This is a genomic window from Sporosarcina sp. P37 (assembly GCF_002109365.1).
GTDB lineage: Bacteria > Bacillota > Bacilli > Bacillales_A > Planococcaceae > Sporosarcina.
Map to the genome: position 1 here is coordinate 1976158 of NZ_CP015349.1, position 21999 is coordinate 1998156.

The following is a 21999-nucleotide window of genomic DNA, read 5'->3' on the forward strand; positions in this document are numbered from 1 at the left end:
ATAATGCAAGATAAATGGAGTGTACGATTAATTCGTATTGCGGCAACTTTTGGTTTAATAGGGACGGTGCTTGGTTCTCATATGGCGGGGGCAGGTTCTTACGCATTCCGCCCGATTCACGCCCATATTTTATTGGTTGGCTGGCTGTCAGTGTTCTCTTGGGGCGTGTTCTACAAGATCTACCGTGTCCGTGCAAGAAAGCTGCTGACGCTTCAAGGCTGGACAGGAATTATTGGTTCCATTGGACTGACCGCAGGAATGTGGCTGCAGTTTATGAAGCCGTTTAATGTCAATGAAGTCTTTGCGCTCATATTCTATATTGTCGGCGGTACTGTGTTGCTGGTCAGTTTTGCTTTATTTGTAATTGTTACGTTTATGATTGAGAAATCACCATCTGCGCGTTAATAGTCAGCGGCCCAAGAATCGGATTCAATCCGTGTTCTTGGGTTTTTTTATTGTCGAATTATAAAGGAAATTTTATTCTATTATTCAGCGAATTCAACAAATACCGCACCTGTTCCATGGCATACTGGAATGACCTAACAGATGGAGGAGCTATGACTATGACCATTCGAAATCGGTTTCACCTTACTATGATTTGCTTTACCGTTTTGATTGCCGGAACATTGTTGATCAAACAGACAGCAAGTTCTGAACAGCGGAAAATCGAAACGATAGGGATTGATTATGCTCAGATGAATCAATCTGTTGAAAAAGTACTGAAGGACATGCCTGAAATTAAAGATGAACTTGCATCGATACAAGAAGGAACCTATACCAAACAATCAGAACAACCCTTTTCATCGAGTAAGACGGAATTCCGTATCCGCGTAAAAAATAACCTGACAGAACAAGAGCACTCTTCGCCATTTCTAAAAGGGATTGCGGAAAAACAGACAGACCATTATCAAGAGGCCCTGGAAGTCGCGGAAGAAGCATACGGTATTACGATTACGGAAGATGAAATAGATAATTATATTAAAGAGAATGTATCGACGATATGGGATGCGGAAAAACGAAAATATGCAAAAACACTGCAATTATCACTGAATGAACTTGATTACCAGTTTGACCGGGATGTATATGTGATGGATGTGCTGTGGCAGAAAGTACTGCCGATTGTCATGCAGGAGTTTCCTAGACAGCGCGGAGAAAGCGGACTTGCCTATGGAAAGCGCCTGAAAGAAGAGTTTTTCAGCGGAAAGCAGGAGACGACGTAGTATCTGGTATGGCATCTAGTCAATAGAAGACATTTAGTATGTGCCAGACATGTTAAGCGACATATGAAAACGCTATGTACAAGGAACAGCCATTGCGCATTCACGAAGCATCTTTAGGCAGCCTGGGAAATGAGGGGCATAAATATTATGGCGCAATATAAAAAAACTAAAGAACAGAAAAGATAAAATAAGCGGGAGAGTAAAGGAACATTTCCCGGGAAATTATCACGATAGGATTATTGCCTAAGCATCTGCTGCAGATGTATGGGAAACGTTGCATGCCAAACTTCATGGAGAAAAAATTTTCGGTCTTTGGGTATGCTGGCTTCTATCCGTTTCATGCAGAAACAGATACTGCGAAGCGGACAGTATTGGTTTATACATTTTGCGATGAGAGGGATTAGCTATATTCATCTGTCGAGTCTTAAGAAAATAACAGCGAAAACCTTTGCTCTGTGCTATATTAGAGTCTACTTTCAATGAATGGGAGCGGGTAGAATGCTGGAACTCGAAGGGATGATCATGGGCATGGAGCTTGGCAATGTCCTTACGCTGCTCGTATCTGTCATCACGATTCTCAACGCGCTGCTATTGGCTTGGGTTTTATTTATAGAAAGAAAAGATGTAGGCAATACGTGGGCATGGATTTTAGTCCTGGTGTTTCTGCCGATTGTCGGTTTCTTCATTTACCTGTTCTTCGGCCGCAGTATGAAACAGAAAAACTTTTATAATCTGTCTGCTGCTGAAAGGAAAGCTGAGAAAACAGAAGTGGATCTGCAGCTGTTGCCTGAAAACTTGGCTTTACTTGAAAGCAATCAGTTATTAAAGGATCATACTGAATTAATCCATATGAATCTGAAGTCGTCACATGCCCTGCTTTCCAAGGATAATGACATTGAAATTTTTGATGACGGCCATAAAAAATTTGCGGCATTATTTGCTGATATCAGCGCAGCAACAAAAGAGGTCAATATTCAGTACTATATTATTCAGTCAGATTCGCTTGGGACAAAGCTGCGCGATCTGCTGATTCTAAAGGCGGAAGAGGGAGTCAGGGTCAGACTCTTATACGATGAAGTGGGATCGAAGAAAACACCGCCGGCATTCTATGACGATTTACGTGCAGCGGGCGGAAGAGTTGAGGTATTCTTTCCATCTATGTTCCGTCTGATCAATTTCCGGATTAATAATCGAAACCACCGAAAGCTATGTATCATAGACGGAAAGACGGCGTATATTGGCGGGTTTAATGTCGGTGATGAATATCTTGGACTCGATAAGAAGTTTGGCTATTGGCGTGATACACATTTCAGAATTACAGGCGGAGCGGTCAATCATATTCAAGGGAAATTCATTTTGGACTGGCATCAGGCAGGGAAAAAGGACCCCGGTGACTGGAAGGAGTATGTATTCCAGGAAGAAATACTACACGGTACGAGTCCTGTGCAAATTGTCTCGAGCGGTCCAAATTCGGAAACGGAGCACCTGAAGAATATGTATATCAAGCTGCTTTTATCCGCAAAGAAAAGCGTCTATATTCAAACACCATATTTTATTCCGGATACGAGCTTTATGGATGCGTGTAAAATTGCACTGCTGTCGGGTGTGGATGTCCAGATTATGATTCCCTGTAAGCCTGACCACCCGTTTGTCTACTGGGCTACTTGGTCCTATGTCGGTGAGTTACTGAATTATGGCGCCACCGTATTGTTGTATGAGAATGGATTTCTGCATGCGAAGACGATTGTTGTAGATGAGGAAGTGGCCTCTGTCGGGACGATGAATATTGACTCGCGCAGTTTCCGTTTGAACTTTGAAGTGAATGCAATCGTATATGATGAGAAGGTCGCTGAACAGCTGGCGGATTTATTCCGTAAAGATACGGCATTGAGTTCAGAGCTGACGAGCGAAATGTACATGGAACGATCGCTGCTGATTAAATTCAAGCAAGGGATTTCCCGGTTGTTGTCGCCGATCTTGTAAAGCCAGTATGCATTTCTAATGAAGAATGATAAACATAAAAACGAAGACAAGTCCGCGGGATACGGAGCTGTCTTCCTTTTGTACAATTCAATATTGGCTACATAAACACCAGATTCAGTTTTCCGTCTTTCAATTCCAGTGATGCGTCGAACTTTTTCCCGTCAGCCGAGGTAAAGCCTTTGATCGTGTTTGTTTTGCCTTTCGTGCACAGAAGTTTAACTTGCGGCACTGTGAGCTTTTTTTTCAGGAACAGACCCGGGAAAGTCTGTTTGCAGCCGTTTTTATAATTGCTGCAGCCGTAAAATTTTTGATGTTCGATAATCATGCCTTTGCCGCACCGCGGACAAGGAGCGACTTCTGTCCGTGTATAGCCTCCGCCTTTGCGCGAAGAAGGGCGAGGCGGGAGCACGATGTCGATGGTCTGCTTCTCCAGTTGGGACGGAACATCTTCAATCAGTTTCTGAATGAATTTTGATACGCTGCCAAGAAAATGCTGGCCTGTACCTTCGCCGTTTCCGATTTTCTTCAGATACGTTTCCCATTTTGCAGTCATGGAAGGGCTGGCTAGCAGACTGCCTTCGATAGTCTGACAGAGCACGCGCCCTTTGTCAGTGATAGATACAATATTTTTGGTTACCGAAATATAGCCGTGCCTTTTAATGGTTTCGATAATGCTGCTTCGCGTTGCTTCGGTTCCGAGTCCTTCGATTTCCTTCAGAATGTCGGTCTCGCTTTGGTCTTCCACTAACTTTCCGCATGTTTTCATCATCGCGATCAGCTGGCCCTCTGTGTACGGTTTTGGCGGCTGAGTCGCGCCTTCTTTAATGCCGATATCACTTTGTACTGTTTCGCTTTTCTCAAGTGGCGGCAAGGCTGGCTCTTCGTTTTCTTTGGTCTTTTTCGGCGCACTGAAAAGTTCCTTCCAGCCTTTGTCGCGTTCTGTTTTACCAGTTGTAAAGAATGGCAGCCCATTCACATCTGTCGTAACCTTTGTTTCAGTGTACAAGTAATCCCGATGGAACATGGCGAGCGTCGTCCGCACGACTTCTTCGTACAGATTACGTTCGAGTGGGGCCAGTTTTGCCAGTGCTGCGGGGGTGGGCAGTTTTTTCGTCGGAATGATGGCATAGTGTTCTTGTACTTTTGAACTGTCGACGTAGCGCTTCTTCGGTGTTCGGACAGCGACTTCAAACGGATGCCCGATTACTTGTTGGTAGTCTTCTACAGCTGCCGCCAAGTAGTTAAATTCACTTGGTGTAATGTGCCGCGTATCTGTTCGGGGATAGGACACGAGCTTCTTCTCGTACAGTGTCTGCATCGTTTTCAATACCGTCGCAGGACTCGCCTTCCAGCGCCGGTTAGCAGTCGCCTGCAAGGTGGAAAGTGAGTGAAGCTGTGGCGGCGGCGTGCGTTTATCCGTATTGGTCAGCTCTGTAATGACACCGGGGGTTCGTTTGGTAATATTGCGGCTGTTCAATGCATCCGCAATCAATTCACGCTTTGGCTCCTTCAGTTTTGCTTTCCCTTTATACGTTCCGTTTGCTGCCGTAAAAATGGCTTCTGCTTCAAAAAATGGTTCCGATACAAATGTTTCGATTTCACGCTGCCGCTGGTAAATTAAATAGACCGTCGGCGACTGCACGCGGCCGATTGGAAACACTTCTTCAATTCCTTTTGCTTTCAGCAGAAGGGTATATAGCCTTGAACCGTTCATGCCGACCAGCCAGTCGCTAATTTGACGGGCTTTCGCTTCCTCGTATAGTTGCAGATCTTTCTTATTGTCACGTAAATTTTCAAACCCTTTACGCACTTCATCTGCTTCCAGCGAGTTAATCCACAGCCGCTGAATCAATTGATTGCGGGCACCGGTCATGTAGTAGATCGAGTAGAAGATATTCGACCCTTCCCGGTCCACGTCGCAGGCATTAATAACCGTATTCGTTCCGCGAATCAATTTCTTCACGACTTGAAATTGTTTATATTTCCCTTGAGCCACCTGGAACTCGTAACGCTCGGGTAATATAGGCAAGCTCCCAAGCGACCAGCGTTTCCAGGACGGATTGTACGTGTGCGGTTCTTTTAACTCCACGAGATGCCCGACACCCCACGTCAAAAAAGCCCCTTCCGGAAACGTCGGGCACGGATTGATTTCCATATAGCCGTCATGTTTTCGCGAAGAGAAAGCATCGGCATAAGCTTTTGCCTGGCTTGGTTTTTCGGCTAGGATTACAGGTTTCATATGATCACCTCAGTCGTATGTATAGTACGTTCGTTCTGTTATTATCGCATAAATGGAAGAAGTTTACGAGTTGGGAGCAAGGATCTATAGTGAGATTAATCTGCATGAGAGGTTGAACAAGTGGGGGAATTCACGTTTGTTTCATTTGTTTGAGCGACTGTCATCCGATTCATGGCCAAGATCGTCTTTAACACTACTACAGGATACTGATGTCAAGAGATGTTATAATAGCATTTACTGTATCATCATAGGCATAATACATAATTGTTATATGAAAAATTACAAATAAAGGGTGGAGTATAATGCAATTTATGCTAGACCGTTCAATAAAAAAACCTATGTATAGGCAACTTGTAGAACAAATAGAGAATGCAATTTTATCGGGAGATTTATCTCAGGACCTGCCATTACCGTCTGAACGTGAGTTGGCAAAAAAATTAGAGATTAATAGGAGTACGGTGGTGACTGCTTACGATGAGCTAGAAGCAGTCGGATTAATTGTCAGAAAGATAGGGAGCGGCACGTATATAAATACGGATATATGGGGGCTAACCCATAAAAGGGTTCCCAATTGGGGGAGATATGTAGAGGATGGCTCATTTCTTCCGAATCTTCCGTTGGTACAGAAACTTCGTAATGAAACTGAGCAAAAAGGAATGATTAACCTATCAAGCGGAGAGCTTGCAGCGGATTTACTACCTACCATCCAATTCGCCAGGATTCTTAAGGAACATGCGTTTGAGGAGCATTTAGGTTACGACCATCCTTTAGGCGATGCCGGATTACGGGAGACTATTTGTAAACATATGAAAACGTATAAAAGTATGGTAGTTGAGCCAAACTCCATATTGATTACATCGGGTGCTCAGCAAGCAATACACCTTATCGTTCAATGCTTGTTAAAACCAGGCGATACAGTAGCGATTGAAGACCCATCCTATGCATTCTCTTTACCGATCTTTCAATCATTTGGTGTTAAAACGCTCTTACTCCCAGTTGATCAACATGGTGTAAATCCTGATGATATTGAAGCTTTACAAAGAAAACATCGAATTCGTATGCTCTTCTTAAATCCTGATTATCAAAATCCTACTGGCACGAAAATGTCGCTGGAGCGCCGAAAGAGAATATTGGAAATATCATCAAAGCACGGTTTCCCGATAATAGAGGATGATCCTTATAATTTGACGTCATTCGACAGGTGCATTGGACCTACGTTAAAGTCAATGGATGATAATGATAATGTTTTATACATTAGTTCGTTATCAAAAGTGGTTGCATCAGGCCTGCGTATTGGCTGGATTATTGGTCCTGAAAAAGTGATTAAACGCTTGTCAGACGGCAAACAGCAAATTGACTTTGGCCATAGTGTTTTTCCTCAATGGATAGCGAATCAATTTCTAGATTCCCCCCAATTTGACGAACACGTTTCAAATTTAAGGATTCAACTGAGGGAGCGAAGGAATGCGTTAATTTTGGCATTGGACAGCTTATCTAAAGATGAGGTTACATATTTAGTGCCACAAGGCGGAATTCATTTATGGTGTAAAATTAATCACGAAATTGATGAATATAAGTTACTTGAAGAATCCATGAAAAAAGGCGTTTCATTTGTACCTGGGAGAATAATGGGCTCAAAAAATGGATACGTTCGATTTACTTATGGCAAAGGGAACGAAGCCTCAATAAAAGAAGGCATTTCTAGGTTTGTCCACGCGCTAAGAAATAACGGGGGAATGTTTGAAAACATCTGAATTCCAAAGAACTCCACTAACTTTTTAGTTCCCCCATTTTAAGCAATCTTAGACGGTTTCTGTGACACGAGAACGACATGTACTACTTCACTGGTTCCGAACCGTCCTCTCGTGTTAATATACTATAAATATACCTACGAGTACTATTATAATAGTAAATGGGATTGCCAGAACATAAACCCATAGCAGATAAGAAAAACTGTTTTCCACATTGTAATCTTTATTCATAGAATTAGCTGCGGATATGGTCAAAATTAGTCCGACAGCTAAAACAATAAATACAAAAATGAATGAAACTATGAGAGCTACCTTCATGCCTTACTCCTTTTTATAAATATTTTTTATTCTATACGTTATAATTTTATAATATAAAACATATTCGAGAACCATCCAATTTAGGGTTATTTAAACCAACCACTTTTTGAGGAAATTGAAGAGTTAGTAAAACAATCTATAAGCACGTCATTCATTTGTTTGAAAGTATTGGAACTTTTCGATCTTGATTTTGTTAAATCTACTTAGATAAATACTTGTACAATTAATAAAAACATAAAGGGTAAGGTTTGGGGCAACTAAACGGAAATGGTTAAGCGCTCGTGCAGATTAAATGGCAACAATTTAGAGAGTTAAAGATAAAAGAAACTTGAAAATGCATAAGAGTCTAGATGTAACATCTGATTTTTCGCATTTTTTTATTTATGTACAAATGAAAAAATAACGGGATATCTATGTAGTACTTAAATTAAGGATAAGACTGTTTATTATGTACACATGATTTTGTGAAGATAAGTCACAGGCATTGATGACAGTATTCGTTCCGCGAATCAATTTCTTCACGACTTGAAACTGTTTATATTTCCCTTGAGCCACCTGGAACTCGTAACGCTCGGGTAATATAGGCAAGCTCCCAAGCGACCAGCGCTTCCAGGACGGATTGTACGTGTGCGGTTCTTTTAATAAAAAGAAAACGGGTACAATTTGGATATGTGAATATATCCGAATTGTACCAGTTCGTACGCTTACATTAGTAAATCGCCATATGCGCGATCGTACGTATGGGGTATGGGGTGTGAGAGGGACGAACGAGTCCGGAAACGGATTCGTATGCTCAACCCCACTATCGCTGAATGATTTCAGCAATTCATGCCTAACCATTAATTTCTAACTAGATAATCAAATGCACTTAACGCAGAAGTTGCGCCTGATCCCATTGCAATAATGATTTGTTTATGGGCGCTATCGGAGCAGTCTCCCGCAGCAAAAACGCCAGGCACGTTTGTTGCACCGCGCTTATCGACAACAATCTCGCCGAATTTATTACGTTCAACTGAATCGCCTAGCCAGTCTGTATTTGGTACGAGACCAATTTGAATAAAAACGCCAGCCAGTTCGATATGGTGCTCTTCATTTGTGTCACGGTCAATGTACGTAATTCCGTTTACACTATCGGTACCAGTAATTTCTTTCGTTTGAACATTTTTCAATACAGTAACGTTTGGAAGGCTGTGAAGTCTGTCTTGTAAAACAGAGTCGGCTTTCAGCTCGGAAGCAAACTCAAGAACTGTTACATGCTTTACAATACCTGCAAGGTCAATTGCTGCCTCAATGCCAGAGTTGCCGCCGCCAACGACAGCAATGTCTTTGCCTTCAAACAATGGGCCATCACAGTGCGGGCAGTATGCGACACCTTTATTTCTAAATTCTGCTTCGCCAGGGACGCCAATGTCTCGCCAACGGGCACCTGTGGAAAGGATAACCGATTTACTCTTTAAAACAGCACCGTTTTCCAGTTCAATTTCAATAAGATCTTTCTTTTCCAAACGTTTTGCACGCTGTAAGTTCATGATATCTACGTCGTACTCTTTCACGTGCTCTTCAAGGCTTGCAGCAAGTTTTGGACCTTCAGTTCGAGTAACACTAATAAAGTTTTCAATCGTAGCCGTGTCCAAAATTTGACCGCCAAAACGATCTGCTACAACGCCCGTGCGAATCCCTTTGCGCGCCGCATAAATAGCAGCACTTGCACCTGCAGGACCGCCTCCGACAACAAGCACGTCAAACGGCTCCTTGTTTTCAAGTTCCGAAGCGTCTGGCGCACTGCCCATTTTCGCAAGGATTTCTTCCAGTGATATACGGCCGCCTGAGAATTCTTCCCCATTTAAATATACTGTTGGCACAGCCATGATCTTTTTGCTTTCAACTTCCTCTTTAAATGCCGCACCATCAATCATCGTATGAGTTATGTTCGGGTTTAGGACACTCATAATGTTAAGTGCTTGGACCACTTCAGGACAGTTTTGACAGCTTAAGCTTATATACGATTCGAAATGGTAAGTACCGTCAAGTTTTTTTACTTGATCAATAAGCTTCTGATCTACTTTTGGATCACGTCCGCTTACTTGTAATAACGCAAGAACTAATGAAGTGAATTCATGTCCAAGCGGGACGCCTGCAAACGTGATGCCAGTATCTTCTCCGATACGGTTTACACTGAAACTTGGGGTTCTTTCCAGCTCGGTTTTCTCTACTTTAATGTGAGATGACATCGTTTCTAATTCATTCACTAAAACGTTCATTTCATTCGAAACATGGTCAGATCCCGTGCTGACTTTCAGAAGCACGTCATTTTCCATCATCTCGAGGTACTGAGCTAATTGTGCTTTTATAGCTGGTTCTAACAAGACTAATCATACTCCTTAATAATTTTTCTTTAAAAAAAGCGGGGATGCCCCCGCTATTTCAAATTAAATTTTCCCTACAAGATCTAGGCTTGGCTTTAGTGTTTCTCCGCCTTCTTCCCATTTTGCCGGGCAAACTTCGCCTGGATTGTTGCGAACATATTGAGCTGCTTTCACTTTGCCTACAAGCGTGCTTGCGTCACGGCCGATGCCGTCAGCGTTGATTTCTGCTGCTTGTACAACACCATCCGGGTCAATAATGAACGTACCGCGCTGAGCAAGACCTGATTCTTCATCTAACACATCGAAGTTGCGTGAAATTCTCTGTGAAGGGTCACCAATCATAATATATCTAATGTTACTGATTGCTTCTGAGTGATCGTGCCATGCTTTATGTGTAAAGTGTGTATCTGTTGAAACAGAGTACACTTCAACACCAAGTTCTTTTAGCGTAGCGTATTGGTTTTGAAGGTCTTCCAGTTCAGTTGGACAAACAAAAGTAAAGTCTGCCGGGTAGAAGCAAACAACACTCCACTGACCTTTCATGTTCTCTTCAGTAATGTCGATGAACTCTCCGCTTCCTGCGTTGTAAGCTGAAGCTTTAAATGATTCTACTGCTTTACCGATTTGTGACATAAACAAATTCCTCCTAAATGATATTTATAGCTAGTTTTGGCCATATCGTTAAAACCTAAACCGCGGTAACTATAAAAATTTTATCGCCATCAACTAACTATAATAATTCTAATTACATAATCATTATCGTATAAGTGAAATTGTTTGTCAACATTTATACTCGGACTGCTTGTGGTGCACGCTATACAATATGTATTACGAAAGATTCTATTGTTATTATCTAATTAAATCTTTTTAAAAAAGAGAAGCATGTGCCGTTGAATGTAACTACTATATTCTCAATTAAATAATCTGTTTCTCGGTTGATCTTTATTTTACGAATTTAATAAAAATATTCAGTGCTGTCCTGGTTGGCGCCAGTCATTCATTTAATCTTGAAGGTAAAGCATACATGCTTGTTTAACTGAACATATTTTTTTAGGGGCTGTCACGTTGCTGCTGTTTAGGAGAATATACTATTTAAAGGTTTGCAATAAATATTTTGGAACGGCTAATATCTTATTAGACTAAGTAGGTATATTTTTTGTAAATTGGGGAATAGTTCAGGTATAGAAACAGTAGGGTTACCCTGCTTTACCGTCAATTTTAATTAATTTAAATTAAAGTGTTGACAAAGAAAATGAAGCCGTGTTATATTTATTACGAATTCGAGATAAGTCGATTCGTTCTAATTTATCTTTACTGGCAAATAAACTACAGTTTCCGTTAATTTAACGATGCCAACTGAATGAAATGAAGAATAAGCTGCTTACAGCAGTAAATTTTTTTAAAACATATATATCTCGAAATAGAGATACTTCACTTAGAACAATAAACGGGAGGAATTATTTATGGAACATTTAAAAGGAATTCACCACGTAACAGCTATAACAAGCAGTGCAGAAAAGAACTATGAATTTTTCACATATATTTTGGGAATGCGTCTTGTAAAGAAAACAGTCAATCAGGATGATATCCAAACGTACCATTTATTCTTCGCGGACGATAAAGGATCCGCCGGTACTGATATGACGTTCTTTGATTTCCCAGGTATTCCAAAAGGCACGCATGGAACGAATGAAATTTATAAAACGGCCTTCCGTGTTCCGACAGACGCTGCCCTTGATTACTGGGTGAAACGTTTTGACAAGTATCAGGTAAAACATAATGGTATAGAGGAAGTGTTCGGCAAGAAGACGATTTCCTTTGTCGACTTTGATGACCAACAGTATATGTTAATTTCCGATGAATTTAACGAAGGTATTGAGTCGGGCACGCCTTGGCAGAATGGTCCGGTGCCTTTGGAGTTTGCGATTACAGGTTTAGGGCCGGTTCATATTCGCATCGCGCAGTTTGACAATTTTAAAGAGCTTTTGGAAAAAGTAATGTTTATGCGTGAAATTGCAGCAGAAGGCGCATTCCACTTATTTGAAATGGGTAAAGGAGGAAATGGCGCACAGGTCATTGTGGAACATAACGAAAAATTGCCGGCAGGCCGACAGGGATTTGGTACAGTGCATCACGCAGCTTTCCGCGTAGAGGATACAAAGGTGCTGCATGAATGGATCGACCATATGCAGGCTTCCGGATTCAGTACTTCAGGCTACGTTGACCGCTTCTTCTTTGAATCTTTATATGCACGTGTGGCACCGGGCCTTCTTTTTGAATGGGCAACAGACGGTCCCGGCTTTATGGGTGACGAACCGTACGAAACTGTAGGGGAAATCTTGTCACTGCCGCCATTCCTTGAAGGAAAACGGGAGCAAATTGAAGCAGCGGTAAGACCGATTGACACTGTGCGGAGCACACTTGAAATTGAAAAAGAGTATCTGTAAGCCGATTGCATGAAAGGGGATTGAATTCATTGATTTCGATTGATCCGGCAAAAAATAGTGAGCGAGATAATTATAAACTTCTTATAGGTTCTATTATTCCGAGGCCTATTGCCTTTGTCACTACCCAATCTGAGGAAGGCATCGTCAATGGGGCACCGTTCAGCTATTTCAATATCGTATCGTCAAACCCTCCGATGGTTTCTCTCGCTGTCCAAAGGCCTGCGGATGGTTTGAAAGATACTGCACGGAATATGTACACTAACCGTCAATTTGTTGTACACATTGTGGATGATGAGAATGTAGCGAAAATCAATGAAACAGCTGCCTCATTGCCTGCTGCAGAAAGTGAAATTGAGCTGGCTGATTTAACACTTGTGCCAAGTGAAACGATAGAAGTTCCAGGAGTGAAGGAAGCGAAAGTCCGAATGGAATGCAAACTGGTTCAAGCGATCCCTTTCGGGGGTGACGGACCTGGCAGCGACTTGTTCATCGGGGAAGTAATTCGCTTTCATATTAATGAAGAAATTTATGAAAACGGACGAATCGATCCAAGAGGTTTAGGCGCTGTCAGCCGGTTAGCCGGCACCAACTATGCCGCCATTGGAGATATATTTTCCATGGAGAGACCAAAGTAATTATAGAAGATATAAATGACATGCTGATTGACAGGACGGGAACTATACAAACAGCGGGTAAACGTCTAAAAGAAATATCTCCCGACTTTGGTTAATTGAAAAGTTAAGGAGTGAAATGTAAATGTCTGAGAAAATCGCAGGAATTCACCATATCACAGCAATTGTCGGCCATCCGCAAGAGAACGTAGACTTTTATGCCGGCGTGCTTGGGTTACGTTTGGTTAAAAAGACCGTAAACTTTGATGATCCGGGTACTTACCATTTATATTTCGGAGATGAAGGCGGCAAGCCGGGAACCATCATCACATTCTTTCCTTGGGTTAATGCCCGGCAAGGGAAAATTGGAGATGGTCAAGTAGGGGTCACTTCCTACGCAGTGCCAGTAGGAGCGATGGCGTTTTGGGAAAAGAGATTGGAAAAGTTCAATATTTCATTCACAAAAACTGAACGCTTTGGTGAAAAGTACTTGGAATTTGATGATCCCCACGGACTTCACTTGGAGATTGTTGAAAGAGAAGAGGGAGAATTGAGTACGAGGAGTTTTGGAGGGGTAACGCCTGATGCAGCCATCAAAGGGTTTGGAGGCGCTATGCTGCTGTCAAAGGAACCTGAAAAAACTGCTGAGCTGTTAGAAAACGTAATGGGGCTGGAGCAAGTCGGAAAGGAAGGAGACCTGATCCGTTTCCGCTCTACCAGCGACATAGGAAATGTCATTGACTTAAAATTAACCACTGTCGGCAGCGGAGAAATGGGCGTTGGGACGGTACACCATATTGCGTGGCGGGCAAGTGATGATGAAGATCTGCTGAAGTGGAAAAAGCATGTGGAGAAATCAGGGTATGGTGTCACTCCGGTTCGGGACAGAAACTACTTTCATGCGGTTTATTTCAGAGAGCACGGTAAAATCCTGTTTGAAATTGCAACTGACCCTCCAGGATTTGCCCATGATGAATCTCAGGAGACGATGGGAAGCGATTTGATGCTGCCAGAACAATATGAATCCCAACGAGAGAGGATTGAACAAGCAGTCCTTCCCATTGAAGTCAGAGAGCTGGACTGACCTTTTTGTGAAGATTCAAGTACTGAAGGAGGAAAGTTGATGAAACATATATTTACTAAAGGAAAAGACCCTGCTAAGCCAACTCTGCTTTTGCTTCATGGAACAGGGGGGAATGAACAGGACTTACTGCCCCTTGCAGAGAGAGTCGACAGAGAGGCATCTGTATTAAGTGTCAGGGGGAATGTATCAGAAAATGGTATGCCCCGCTTCTTTAAGAGACTGGCTGAAGGAGTATTCGACGAGGAAGACCTTATATTCCGGACTAAAGAGTTACATGAGTTTCTGGATGAAGCAGCACAGAAGTATGAGTTTGACAGAGATCATGTAGTCGCAATCGGTTACTCAAACGGCGCGAATATCGCGGCGAGTTTATTATTTCATTATCAGAATGCATTAAAGGGCGCGATTCTTCATCATCCGATGGTTCCTCTAAGAGGAATAGAACTGCCTGATTTGACAGGGAAGAATGTGTTTATTGGAGCAGGGACTAACGATCCGATCTGTTCACCATCGGAATCAACAGATCTGCAATCGTTACTGGAAAAGGCTGGCGCAAAAGTTGAGCTTCATTGGGAACATAGAGGCCATCAGCTGACAGCTGAAGAAGTTGATGCCGCCGGCAGTTGGTATGCTTCACTATATAGCAAGTAATGGCCAGGCGCTTACAGCCTGGTAAATTTGAAGTATTTCAGAACTCAGCATTTCAATCACCTTTGCTTTCACGAAAAAATTTAACTTCAATAATGGGATTAAAATTTCTCGTGTAAGGGCATAAGAAGAACAGGACTGTATTGCGGTTTCGTGTTTTTCGGAGGTGGTATTGATAAAAATGAATAAAAAACAATAAAAAGCAGGTGTACGTATGGGGTTTTTAAGTAAAATATTTGAAAAAACAAAGGAGACGGATAATATGTCAAATGTAAAATTAGCGGTCATTTTTTATAGTATGGGCGGAACAAACTATCAATTAGCGAAATGGGCGGAAGAAGGAGCCAAAGAAGCAGGCGCGGAAGTCAGAGTGTTAAAAGTACAGGAATTAGCACCGGATTCTGTTATTGAAAACAATGAAAGATGGAAGACGACTGTAAATGATACAAAAGACATTCCGGTAGCTACTTCAGAAGATCTGGAGTGGGCAGATGCAATTATTTTCAGTACGCCGACCCGATTCGGTGTGATGGCATCACAAATGAAGCAGTTTATTGATCTTCAAGGCGGTTTATGGGCAAACGGCAAAACCATCAATAAAGTGGTGAGCGGTATGACGTCGGCTCAAAACCCTCATGGCGGCCAGGAAGCTACATTACAATCTTTATATACTGCGATGATGCACTGGGGCGCGATTATTGCGACACCTGGATACAGCGACCCTGTTGTATTTGGAGCAGGCGGGAACCCATACGGAACTAGTGTAACCGTAGGGCAGGACGGTAAAATGATTGAAGATGTTCAGGCTGCCGTAAAATATCAGGCAAAACGTACTGTAACTGTGGCTGAATGGGTTAAAAAAGGAAATCAATAAGTGATATAGAGCCGGTCGACTTCCATCGATCGCCTCTTTCTAAATAAATTGTCCGCGGGTGGGATAATTTACTAATATGTAAGAGATACCTAGTATTTATTATAAAAAACAGAATGAAGAGGAGAGTTTTATAATGACAAAGTGGACAGTAGACGCAGCACATTCAAACATAGGTTTTTCAGTTAGACATATGATGGTTTCAAACGTGAAGGGAAGCTTCACTGGATTTGAAGGTTCTGTTAATGGGAATCCGGAGAATTTAAATGAAGCGAGCATACATTTTGAAATTGATGTAAACACCATCAATACAAATAATAATGACCGTGATAACCATCTGCGTTCAGAAGATTTCTTCGCTGCAGAAACCTATCCGAAGATTACATTTGATTCTACGGAAATTGTTAAAACAGGAAACGACAAATTTGATGTGACAGGTGATCTTACTGTCAAAGACGTCACAAAGAAAACGACATTTAACGTCGTCCGTACAGGCTCAGGAAAAAATCCTTGGGGTGTGGATGTAGTCGGTTTTGAAACAGAAACGAAAATTTCCAGAAAAGAGTACGGTTTAACTTGGAATCAAGCGTTAGAAACAGGCGGCGTATTAGTGGGCGATGATATTAAAATTACGGTGGAAGTTCAGGTTAATCCTGCGCAATAAATATATACTGGCGATTTCTCTATCTAATAGAAGAGAGTCGCCTTTTTTGTATGGAATTTCTTATTTATACAGTAAATAATAATCCTATCGGAAAGCTGTCTGCGTGGTATAATCTTTATACTTGGTATAGTAACTATATCGTATTATAATGAATGTATTGGTTGGAGGTGTTACTTATTAAAGTATGCCCTTATTTAGAATCCAGCTTCGAGATTTTGGGGAGGCGCTGGAACGGACTCATTATTCATTATTTGTCGAATTGCCCCGATTATACTGCCCATTTTTCGCAAATGAAGCGTGATTTGCATGACATTACGCCAAGGTCACTTTCGTTAAAACTGACGGAACTTGCGGAATGTAACTTAGTCGTAAAAAACGTAATGGCAGGAACTCCTGTTACTATTACGTATCAGCTGACAGAAAAAGGACAGCAACTGGCTATTGCTTTGCAGCCAATACAGGCATGGGCACAGCAATATATAGAGCTTGAATCGTCTGATACTAAAAAATGAAAAGAGGAATTACCATGGAAACAAAAAATACTATGATTTGTGATTTGGAAACCGGTATATGCGGGCCGGGCGGAGAGGATACTGATGCAATGGAGTTTATTGACTTTTCAGCGCAAAGAAAAAAGGTTGAACTGTATTACGTAACAGATCCTATCTGTTCACATTGCTGGGCATTAGAACCAGTCCTCAGAAAGTTTATTGATCAATACGGGCAATATGTTACTATGCATACGCTTATGGGCGGATTACTGGAAAAGTGGGATGGCTTCACAGATGCGGGCAATGGAATTTCCAGCCCGTCAGATGTGGCGGGCCATTGGAGAGAAGTGGGTGAACATTCACGCATGCCAATTGACGGAACCGTTTGGTACGACAATCCAATCGAGTCTTCTTTTATCCCTTCTCGCGTGTATAAGGTGATTCAGGAAAAAAATCCGGAGCTCGCTAATACATTTTTACGCCGTGCACGGGAAGAGCTTTTCGCTTTCAATAAAAACATCGCACAAGATGAAGTGCTGATCACTCTTATCGATCAAATCGGACTTGATGGGGAAGCTATCCTTACTCAATCAAAGCTTCCAGCAGCAAATACTTCGTTACATGAAGATTTCCAGCGTGTCCGTGAGCTGGGTGTCCGCGGCTTCCCGACAATCGTCATGGTGAATGAAGAGCAAAAAGGGGTTCGAATCGTAGGTGCCCGAAACGCTGAAGAATACACGAATGCACTTCAGCAATTACTGCCAGATGAAACGTTGCAACCAAAGCAGCTATCTGATTTAGATCAATTACTCCGCAAAGAGAAATTATTATTTTCACGTGAAATTGAAGAATATTATTCAATTGAAGAAAAAGACGTAGCTCCATTCGTTACAAAACAATTGTCACAAGATGTGTATGAAATTAAAGAGATCCTGGGCGAGAAGTATATCCAGGCAAAATAACCGCGGCAAACATATACGTAAAATGAAAAGGGGTTTTGAAATGACGTATTTATTACAAGTGGATTTTACAATGGATGGCCCATTTGGCGAAGAAATGTCAAAAGGTTTTGCAGAATTGGCTCAAAGCATAAATGACGAGCCGGGTATGATCTGGAAAATTTGGACGGAAGATGCGGCGGCAAAAGAAGCTGGCGGCGTTTATCTATTTGAAACTAAAGAAGCGGCTCAGGCCTATCTAGAAATGCACTCGGCACGGTTGACGTCTTTCGGTATTCAAGAGATCCGCGGCAAGATTTTTGAAATTAATGTGCCGCTGTCTGAAATTAACAACGGTCCTATAAAAAAGTAATTGATACGGACAATAAAATCGGCTTTCCAATGGAGAGCCGATTTTATTATATACGATGAAGCTGGAGGTGTTTGTCTTGCTGCAAAAACTGGAGGCAGGAAAGCATGCCAAGCCGTTCAGGGGTCCTTTCACTATCACACGAGTTCAGCCGGGTAATGTGTTAGGCGATAAAACCACAGATACCGCATTCGGGCCACTAGCAATCATTGATCATGCAGTGATGAAAAAAGGTGTAACGATTAAAATGCATGAACATATTAATGATGAAATACTAAGTTATATAGGCTCAGGTGTCATGCATCATACAGATTCTGCAGGTTTTGAAGCGCCGATTGCACGCGGTAAATTAATGATGATGAATGCAGGAGCAGGCTTTTGGCATGAGGAAAAAGTAAAAGAAGAGGAAACAGAAATGCTTCAAATCTTCGTCCGGCCGTATGAAACGGATCTTTCCCCTGAAATTCAATTTCATGATAAACCGTCAGACCATCCGGACTGGTATGTCATGGCGGGACCTGAAGGTAGCGAAGCGCCACTTTACGTGAGGCAGCAGGTCTATATATTAGACGCACATCCGAAAGCGGGCGAAGAATTGGAAGTTCCAACATATGCAGGTCTGACACCATTTCTATATGTAATGAATGGTGAGATTACGATTCAAGATCTCACAATAGGTAAATATGAAGCAGTAACAGATACAGTCCACTCTCTTCCGCCTTTCACTGCGAATGAAGATACGACTGCAGTACTGTTCTTTGTCGATCTGAATGCTCCCATGTCGATGGACGGGACCATTAGCGGCTTGAAGAAATGGAAGCATGTATAGTCTGGAATAGTCACGTTAGTTCGCTGAACCTTTTGCGGGCATTGAGAATAAGAAAGTAAGAGACATGTGCGTGGTGTTTGAAATAAAAATAACAGCTTCCAGTGCGTGGAAGCTGGTTATTTCGTTAATGGGTGAACGGCTAGGCGCAGACATGGATGAAAATACTAATAAACAGAAACCAGGTATACACACTAATTCGGCTGTGTGGATACCTGGTATTTTCATTTTATATGGCAAAGAGAGACTGGATGTAAAAAGACCGTTGATTCTGTAACTTTTCTGCACCGCAGACGGACTACTGGGTAGAACGTATATAAAGGAGCAGATCGCTATGAAGATGAATAAAATGATTTCATTTGCATTGACGGCTTTATTGATTGGAAGTGCAGCTGCACCGGCGGCGATATACGCTGAAGGGAAAGTGAAAACAGAAGTGACATCAGATGAAAAAGCATTTAGTAAAGTAGAGGGAGTAATCGAACATGTCGTCAAAGAGAACGATGTGACGCGCTATACGATTAAACAGAAAGAAGAGTCACCCGTACTGGCCGTGACAGATGAAACATTGATCTTTGACAATACCGGTAAAGAGAAAAAACTGAAAAAAGGGGATAAAGTTTCTGCTTATGTATATTCTGATAAGCCGATGATCTTGATTTATCCACCGCAATACAGTCCGGACGCAGTGATTGTCGAAACAGACAAGACCGGCACTGCGGCTGTCGGGAGATTCAATGATGAATTGGTTGATCCCCATTTGAAATTGCGGTTGACTGTGGATGAAAATACCGAACTATTGACGGTCTCAGGAAAACAGGTGAAAGCCGGGGATTTGAAAGGCAAAGATTTACTCGTATTTTATACAGCATCGACCAAAAGCATTCCCGCGCAGACCACTCCAGAAAAAGTAGTTGTTCTGGATGGCAGTACAGAAGATGAACATGTAACCGCAGAACAGATTATTGAAAATGATCATTACATAGTTGACGGTGTCAAAATGGTACCGCTGCGTTTGCTTGCGGAGAAACTGGGATATACAGTGGATTCGACGGGCACAGGCGCGATCGTGTCAAAAGGTGCGCTTTCTTATACAATTACCCGGGGCCAGAAAGAATATGGCTACAATAAATCATTAATGAAGTTTGAAGCGGCGCCTGGGTTGCTGGAACCGTGGAAGACTTATGTGCCGATTGCATTAATTGAGGAGCTGATGAAGTAACTGCATGATTGATCAAACAGCAAAAAAGGCAGAAGCTGAGGGGCTTCTGCCTTTTTGCAGATTCAGACTATGCTTTCTTTTTTCTTTCATTCGGATAAACATTTGTAAAGTAATCCAGCGTGATTTCCCGTACTTTACCGCTTAGGAACAGCACAGCGATCACGTTTGGAATAACGACCATCGCCAGCAGCAGATCGAGAAACTTCCATACAAACTGCAGACCGCCGAGTGCACCCACTAAAATTGCTGCGATATACACGACACGAACCGCTTTGGAAAAGCCGGCACCGAACAAGAACTCTGCCTGCTTTTCTCCATAATAAATAATCACTACAATCGTTGTAATTACAAATAGGAATAAAACAATCGAAATAATTATACCGCCAAGCGCAGAACCGAATACTGTGCCATAGGCTTCTGTAACCATATTCGCGGCATTATCGGCGTCGATTACTTCCCAGACACCTGTGGTCAGCACGACCATCGCGGTCATCGTACAGACAATCAATGTATCTACGACGACTTCAAAGACACCCCAGAACCCTTGTTTTGCGGGATGACTGTTCACTGCGGCTGCATGAGCAATAGGCGCTGTTCCGATTCCTGCTTCATTGGAATACAATCCCCGTGCAAGCCCCCAGCGAATGGCCGCTGCGACACCTGCGCCGGCAAATCCGCCGGCTGCGGAAATGGGCTGGAATGCATGTGTAAAAATCAGACCGAATGCTGCAGGGACTGCTGTGAAGTGAAAGGCGATAATGATGAGCGCACTGATAATATAAATGACGACCATCGAAGGAATTAAACGTTCTGTCACGCGTCCGATGGCTTTAATACCGCCCAATGAAATGAGCGCCACGAGCAATGCAATCAGTAAACCTGTCACAATTGGCGGTAATCCGAATGAGCCTTCAATCGTTGTGGCGATGGAATTTGATTGCACCATCGCACTTGCCATTACTTCCATCATTAAAGCAAAGGCGAAGATGTACGCAACTTTCTTCCAGCCGAGTCCTTTTTTTATGTAATACATCGGGCCGCCGACGTAATCACCGGCTGCGTTCTTCTCCCGGTATTTAATGCCGAGTACGACTTCGGAATATTTTGTTCCGATCCCGATGAGTGCCACAATCCACATCCAGAAGATGGCTCCCGGTCCGCCGAGTGCAATCGCCACGGGAACGCCGACGATATTTGCTGCGCCCATTGTGGAAGCGAGTGCAGAGGTGGTAGCCTGAAAGGGGGTAAGTGTACCATCTCCCGATCCTTTCGACATAATTTTTCCGAAAGTCTGGCGGAAAATGTGGGGCATATAGCGGAATTGAAAAAATCCAAGACGGATGGTGAGGAACAGACCTCCGCCGATAAGCAGGATGATGATGGGGAAGCCCCATAAAAAGTCCGAAATCCATTCTACCCAGTGTGTAAATACATTCATTGGCAACAACTCCTTTGATGTGTTGAGACTGATCTCAACTGTCTGGTTGTAATGCTTCGGTATACGAAACAGTTGTCTACTATACTAGTGAAGTAATAGGAGAATTGTCAAATAAAAATGAAAATATGCGGATGATTAGTACTTGGATCATTGGCCTGTGTATACAGCCGAAAGCACAACGCAGTCATGCAGGTGCACGCAATAAAAAGAATGAATTATTAGATTTGTGTTGACAATTGGTTCGTCTCATTGTAACATTACTTCCAACATAACATTTCAGACTAAGAATGGAACCAGTAAAAGTGTCTTGTGTCTTTATAGAGAGCCGATGGGTGGTGAAAATCGGCAGGCGCACATTTTGAACTCATCCATGAGTCACTCCCTGAAAATTCATCAGTAGGGGATGTCGGTTTCCTCCGTTACCGGGATAGACAGTGTCAGCTGTCGATAAGGGGATTTGCCGCATGCGGCAAGTCAATTAGAGTGGTACCGCGAGTATAACCTCGTCTCTA

Annotated in this window: 20 protein-coding genes and 1 other annotated feature (1 of these 21 only partly in view); of the genes, 16 read left to right on the forward strand and 4 right to left on the reverse strand. The window is 42.5% G+C overall.

The annotated features are described in order from the left end of the window. Positions 1 to 3 precede the first annotated feature (3 nt). The 3 genes from SporoP37_RS10225 to cls all read left to right on the forward strand — a co-directional run bounded on the left by SporoP37_RS10225 (position 4) and on the right by cls (position 3203). Positions 4 to 405 carry a hypothetical protein gene (locus SporoP37_RS10225; RefSeq protein WP_085430863.1) on the forward strand — a complete coding sequence of 134 codons (402 nt, stop codon included), beginning with the start codon at positions 4 to 6 and terminating at the stop codon, positions 403 to 405. Positions 406 to 563: 158 nt separating this feature from the next. Continuing rightward, positions 564 to 1220, forward strand: coding sequence for a hypothetical protein (locus SporoP37_RS10230; RefSeq protein WP_085430864.1), 657 nt, complete (start codon positions 564 to 566; stop codon positions 1218 to 1220). A gap of 528 nt (positions 1221 to 1748) precedes the next feature. Then, positions 1749 to 3203 carry a cardiolipin synthase gene (gene cls / locus SporoP37_RS10235; RefSeq protein ID WP_085431761.1) on the forward strand — a complete coding sequence of 485 codons (1455 nt, stop codon included), beginning with the start codon at positions 1749 to 1751 and terminating at the stop codon, positions 3201 to 3203. 97 nt (positions 3204 to 3300) lie between these two features. Here the strand turns inward: cls and SporoP37_RS10240 are convergent, their stop codons facing one another. Beyond that, on the reverse strand, positions 3301 to 5442 hold the full coding sequence (locus SporoP37_RS10240; protein ID WP_085430865.1) for a type IA DNA topoisomerase: 2142 nt from the start codon (positions 5440 to 5442) through the stop codon (positions 3301 to 3303). A gap of 302 nt (positions 5443 to 5744) precedes the next feature. Between SporoP37_RS10240 and pdxR the strand changes: the two genes are divergently transcribed. Next, on the forward strand, positions 5745 to 7196 hold the full coding sequence (pdxR, locus tag SporoP37_RS10245; protein ID WP_085430866.1) for a MocR-like pyridoxine biosynthesis transcription factor PdxR: 1452 nt from the start codon (positions 5745 to 5747) through the stop codon (positions 7194 to 7196). 1154 nt (positions 7197 to 8350) lie between these two features. Here pdxR and ahpF read toward each other — a convergent pair. Next, positions 8351 to 9832 carry an alkyl hydroperoxide reductase subunit F gene (ahpF, locus tag SporoP37_RS10255; RefSeq protein ID WP_085431763.1) on the reverse strand — a complete coding sequence of 494 codons (1482 nt, stop codon included), beginning with the start codon at positions 9830 to 9832 and terminating at the stop codon, positions 8351 to 8353. A gap of 108 nt (positions 9833 to 9940) precedes the next feature. Beyond that, on the reverse strand, positions 9941 to 10510 hold the full coding sequence (gene ahpC / locus SporoP37_RS10260; RefSeq protein ID WP_081243556.1) for an alkyl hydroperoxide reductase subunit C: 570 nt from the start codon (positions 10508 to 10510) through the stop codon (positions 9941 to 9943). An 830-nt stretch (positions 10511 to 11340) separates the two neighbouring features. On the opposite strand from ahpC, the gene SporoP37_RS10265 reads away from it, so the two are divergent. The 12 genes from SporoP37_RS10265 to SporoP37_RS10320 all read left to right on the forward strand — a co-directional run bounded on the left by SporoP37_RS10265 (position 11341) and on the right by SporoP37_RS10320 (position 20049). Continuing rightward, positions 11341 to 12324, forward strand: a complete 984-nt coding sequence (locus SporoP37_RS10265; RefSeq protein ID WP_085430868.1) for a ring-cleaving dioxygenase — start codon at positions 11341 to 11343, stop codon at positions 12322 to 12324. A gap of 29 nt (positions 12325 to 12353) precedes the next feature. After that, positions 12354 to 12959 carry a flavin reductase family protein gene (locus SporoP37_RS10270; RefSeq protein ID WP_085430869.1) on the forward strand — a complete coding sequence of 202 codons (606 nt, stop codon included), beginning with the start codon at positions 12354 to 12356 and terminating at the stop codon, positions 12957 to 12959. A 121-nt stretch (positions 12960 to 13080) separates the two neighbouring features. Beyond that, the gene (locus SporoP37_RS10275) at positions 13081 to 14019 is read left to right on the forward strand and encodes a ring-cleaving dioxygenase (RefSeq protein ID WP_085430870.1); all 939 of its coding nucleotides are present in this window, start codon (positions 13081 to 13083) and stop codon (positions 14017 to 14019) included. Between the two features lie 39 nt (positions 14020 to 14058). Then, positions 14059 to 14670 (forward strand): alpha/beta hydrolase, encoded by a 612-nt coding sequence (locus tag SporoP37_RS10280; RefSeq protein ID WP_085430871.1) that lies wholly within the window; start codon positions 14059 to 14061, stop codon positions 14668 to 14670. Positions 14671 to 14929: 259 nt separating this feature from the next. Then, positions 14930 to 15541, forward strand: a complete 612-nt coding sequence (gene wrbA / locus SporoP37_RS10285) for an NAD(P)H:quinone oxidoreductase (RefSeq protein WP_081244827.1) — start codon at positions 14930 to 14932, stop codon at positions 15539 to 15541. Positions 15542 to 15674: 133 nt separating this feature from the next. Further along, positions 15675 to 16202 (forward strand): YceI family protein, encoded by a 528-nt coding sequence (locus SporoP37_RS10290; RefSeq protein ID WP_085430872.1) that lies wholly within the window; start codon positions 15675 to 15677, stop codon positions 16200 to 16202. Between the two features lie 176 nt (positions 16203 to 16378). Continuing rightward, on the forward strand, positions 16379 to 16714 hold the full coding sequence (locus SporoP37_RS10295; RefSeq protein ID WP_081244828.1) for a winged helix-turn-helix transcriptional regulator: 336 nt from the start codon (positions 16379 to 16381) through the stop codon (positions 16712 to 16714). A 14-nt stretch (positions 16715 to 16728) separates the two neighbouring features. Next, positions 16729 to 17655, forward strand: a complete 927-nt coding sequence (locus SporoP37_RS10300) for a DsbA family protein (RefSeq protein ID WP_232329741.1) — start codon at positions 16729 to 16731, stop codon at positions 17653 to 17655. A gap of 40 nt (positions 17656 to 17695) precedes the next feature. Beyond that, positions 17696 to 18004 carry a monooxygenase gene (locus SporoP37_RS10305; RefSeq protein ID WP_085430873.1) on the forward strand — a complete coding sequence of 103 codons (309 nt, stop codon included), beginning with the start codon at positions 17696 to 17698 and terminating at the stop codon, positions 18002 to 18004. 76 nt (positions 18005 to 18080) lie between these two features. Next, positions 18081 to 18830: a pirin family protein gene (locus tag SporoP37_RS10310; protein ID WP_198160015.1), complete on the forward strand. Its 750-nt coding sequence runs from the start codon at positions 18081 to 18083 to the stop codon at positions 18828 to 18830. Between the two features lie 73 nt (positions 18831 to 18903). Next, positions 18904 to 19104, forward strand: coding sequence for a hypothetical protein (locus tag SporoP37_RS10315; protein ID WP_157118628.1), 201 nt, complete (start codon positions 18904 to 18906; stop codon positions 19102 to 19104). A 57-nt stretch (positions 19105 to 19161) separates the two neighbouring features. Then, complete coding sequence (locus SporoP37_RS10320) at positions 19162 to 20049, forward strand: stalk domain-containing protein (protein ID WP_085430876.1); 888 nt, start codon at positions 19162 to 19164, stop codon at positions 20047 to 20049. A 67-nt stretch (positions 20050 to 20116) separates the two neighbouring features. Here the strand turns inward: SporoP37_RS10320 and SporoP37_RS10325 are convergent, their stop codons facing one another. Next, positions 20117 to 21487 carry an alanine/glycine:cation symporter family protein gene (locus tag SporoP37_RS10325; protein ID WP_085430877.1) on the reverse strand — a complete coding sequence of 457 codons (1371 nt, stop codon included), beginning with the start codon at positions 21485 to 21487 and terminating at the stop codon, positions 20117 to 20119. 274 nt (positions 21488 to 21761) lie between these two features. After that, positions 21762 to 21999 (forward strand) — a binding site (T-box leader); it runs 2 nt beyond the window's last position.

Excerpts from the sequence above, each read along its gene's own strand:
- SporoP37_RS10280 (WP_085430871.1), top strand. The coding sequence starts at position 14,059 with ATGAAACATATATTTACTAAAGGAAAAGACCCTGCTAAGCCAACTCTG.
- SporoP37_RS10225 (WP_085430863.1), top strand. The coding sequence starts at position 4 with ATGCAAGATAAATGGAGTGTACGATTAATTCGTATTGCGGCAACTTTT.
- SporoP37_RS10325 (WP_085430877.1), bottom strand. The coding sequence starts at position 21,487 with ATGAATGTATTTACACACTGGGTAGAATGGATTTCGGACTTTTTATGG.
- ahpC (WP_081243556.1), bottom strand. The coding sequence starts at position 10,510 with ATGTCACAAATCGGTAAAGCAGTAGAATCATTTAAAGCTTCAGCTTAC.
- ahpF (WP_085431763.1), bottom strand. The coding sequence starts at position 9,832 with ATGATGGAAAATGACGTGCTTCTGAAAGTCAGCACGGGATCTGACCAT.
- SporoP37_RS10275 (WP_085430870.1), top strand. The coding sequence starts at position 13,081 with ATGTCTGAGAAAATCGCAGGAATTCACCATATCACAGCAATTGTCGGC.
- SporoP37_RS10290 (WP_085430872.1), top strand. The coding sequence starts at position 15,675 with ATGACAAAGTGGACAGTAGACGCAGCACATTCAAACATAGGTTTTTCA.
- SporoP37_RS10240 (WP_085430865.1), bottom strand. The coding sequence starts at position 5,442 with ATGAAACCTGTAATCCTAGCCGAAAAACCAAGCCAGGCAAAAGCTTAT.
- wrbA (WP_081244827.1), top strand. The coding sequence starts at position 14,930 with ATGTCAAATGTAAAATTAGCGGTCATTTTTTATAGTATGGGCGGAACA.
- SporoP37_RS10305 (WP_085430873.1), top strand. The coding sequence starts at position 17,696 with ATGACGTATTTATTACAAGTGGATTTTACAATGGATGGCCCATTTGGC.
- SporoP37_RS10265 (WP_085430868.1), top strand. The coding sequence starts at position 11,341 with ATGGAACATTTAAAAGGAATTCACCACGTAACAGCTATAACAAGCAGT.
- SporoP37_RS10320 (WP_085430876.1), top strand. The coding sequence starts at position 19,162 with ATGAAGATGAATAAAATGATTTCATTTGCATTGACGGCTTTATTGATT.
- SporoP37_RS10230 (WP_085430864.1), top strand. The coding sequence starts at position 564 with ATGACCATTCGAAATCGGTTTCACCTTACTATGATTTGCTTTACCGTT.
- SporoP37_RS10300 (WP_232329741.1), top strand. The coding sequence starts at position 16,729 with ATGGAAACAAAAAATACTATGATTTGTGATTTGGAAACCGGTATATGC.
- pdxR (WP_085430866.1), top strand. The coding sequence starts at position 5,745 with ATGCAATTTATGCTAGACCGTTCAATAAAAAAACCTATGTATAGGCAA.
- cls (WP_085431761.1), top strand. The coding sequence starts at position 1,749 with ATGGAGCTTGGCAATGTCCTTACGCTGCTCGTATCTGTCATCACGATT.